General features: G+C 55.8%; 2 protein-coding genes. One reads left to right on the top strand and one right to left on the bottom strand.

Features of this window, described 5'->3' with window-relative positions; translation table 11 throughout:
* Positions 1-322: 322 nt before the first annotated feature.
* The gene (locus ABX962_RS35050) at positions 323-1,636 is read left to right on the top strand and encodes a PQQ-binding-like beta-propeller repeat protein (RefSeq protein ID WP_372726294.1); all 1,314 of its coding nucleotides are present in this window, start codon (positions 323-325) and stop codon (positions 1,634-1,636) included.
* Between the two features lie 209 nt (positions 1,637-1,845).
* Here ABX962_RS35050 and ABX962_RS35045 read toward each other — a convergent pair.
* The coding region (locus ABX962_RS35045; RefSeq protein WP_372726293.1) for a VOC family protein at positions 1,846-2,234 on the bottom strand (389 nt) is incomplete at its 5' end.

Here is a 2,234-nt window from a genome sequence, read left to right as displayed (position 1 = left end):
TCGTGCATATCGGTCAAGCGATCATGAACCAACCGCACGGCCACAACACGGTCGAGTACTTCGTCGAAACCACGTTCAACTACCCGACGATGGCCGAAGCCTACCGCGTCGCCGCGCTGAACGGCATGAACCGCTTGTTCTAAGGAACATGCCGCCGGTTCCTTTTTCAGCGGATCACGTCTCGGGCGGCGGACAGTTTACTTCGATAGCCATCTAAAGCTTTGCGCTGCTCTATAATGCATCGCCTCTTTCTTCACTGTCTGTTTCTAGGGACGCAACCACGATGATTTTGCGATATTTTGATCGATTCCGCTTTTTCTCGATGATCGCCGCAGCCTGTTTTGCAGGGATCTCGTCGACCAGTGCCGTGGCCGACGATTGGCCAGCCTGGATGGGACCAACGCGAGATGGAATCTATCGCGAAACAGGAATTATTGATCAGGTGCCCGACAGCGGATTGACGGTGAAATGGCGGACCCCGGTTGCGGGCGGCTATGCGGGACCCGCGGTCGCCGACGGCCGCGTATTCGTTTTTGACTACAAGACAACCGCAGGCGAAGCGTTCAACGATGCTGGCAAACGAGCCAACTTGAAGGGGCAAGAGCGATTGACTGCGCTCGATGCCGAAACTGGCAAACAACTTTGGCAATATGCCTACGATCGTCCTTACAGCATTTCGTACCCTGCGGGCCCACGATGCACGCCCACCGTGGCCGGTGACCTCGTCTACATTTTGGGCAGTGAGGGTGACCTGCAGGCGTTGCGAGTTTCCGATGGCGAAGTCGTTTGGAAACGCAACTTGGCAAAGGACCTTGGTGCCGAGGTTCCGATTTGGGGATTTGCGGCTCATCCGTTGATCGATGGCGATACGCTGTACACGATGGTCGGTGGCGAGGGGCAAGCCGTCGTGGCGTTTGACAAATTGACCGGCAAAGTCAAATGGAAAGCGCTTGACGGTAACGCCGGATACTGCACCCCGTCGATCATCCAGCATGGCGGTACACGCCAATTGATCGTCTATCACCCCACTGCGGTGACCAGCTTGAATCCGGTCACCGGTAGCCAATACTGGAGCATCCCAATCGCTCCCTCATTCGACATGTCGATCGCTCGTCCGATGGTCGATGGTGACTTGATGTACGCCAGCGGAATTCGCAGCGAGTCATTGATGATCCAATTAGGAAGCGACAGCCCGACGGCCAAAGAACTTTGGCGAGGCGAACCGAAAGAGGCGGTGCACAGCGCCAACGCGACACCGATCTTTACCGGCGGCGTCGTTTACGGAACCGATTGTGTCGTGGGGACGTTGATCGCCGTGAATGCTAAAGATGGCTCGCGATTGTGGGAGACTTTCGAAGCAACCAAGCCCGACGAAAAGCGATTCATCAAGCACGGTACCGCATTCTTGACTCGCTTGGCCGATACCGATCGCTATTTGATCTTCAGCGAAACCGGCGACCTGCAAATGGCCAAACTGACCCCGGACGGCTATGAAGACTTGGGGCGTTTTCATGTGCTCGAGCCAACCGGCGAAGCTTTCGGTCGACCGGTCGTGTGGAGCCACCCGGCGTACGCAGGTCAAACCGCGTTCGCTCGCAACGACGAAGAAATCGTCGCAGTGGACTTGGCCAAGTAGGCAACTTTGCGTCTTGCGTCCACGCACGACGGCCCCGGCGTTTTATCCCAATTCGGTTTCCTGGTAGTGGACGAGCCGACGAGTCCGAAATCATTGTAGAAGACGGGACTCGTAGAAGACGGGACTCGTTGCCTCGTCCACTACCGACTACAGACGCCCCTCATCTTTGGCTGGGACAAAGCACGAAGCGGACTCAAAAGGCATTGCGCTCAACTTTCTGAATCGTCTTGGTACGCGCCAGCCGAATAGGTCAGCTCGTAGCTGTGCGAATAGATCTCGATCAAGTTTCCAAAGGGGTCTTCGCAGTAAACCATCCGGTATGGCTTTTCGCCCGGATAATACTCGCGAATCGGCATCCGTTGCTTGCCGCCGTTTTGCACGATCTTCTTCGCCAGCCCCTCCACGTCAGGGTCCTGGACGCAAAAGTGGAACACGCCTGTTTTCCAATATTCAAAATTGTTCTCAGGCTTTTCCGCATTCTCGAATTCGAACAATTCAATGCCGACGCGATCACCGGTAGCCAAATGAGCAATTCGAAATCGCCCCCAGCCTTTGCCAAAGACGTCGTCACACATCACCCCGATCGCGGAATCATCCG

The organism is Novipirellula sp. (assembly GCF_041583735.1).
Taxonomy (GTDB): Bacteria; Planctomycetota; Planctomycetia; order Pirellulales; family Pirellulaceae; genus Novipirellula.
This window is presented reverse-complemented; position numbering and strand designations above follow the sequence as displayed.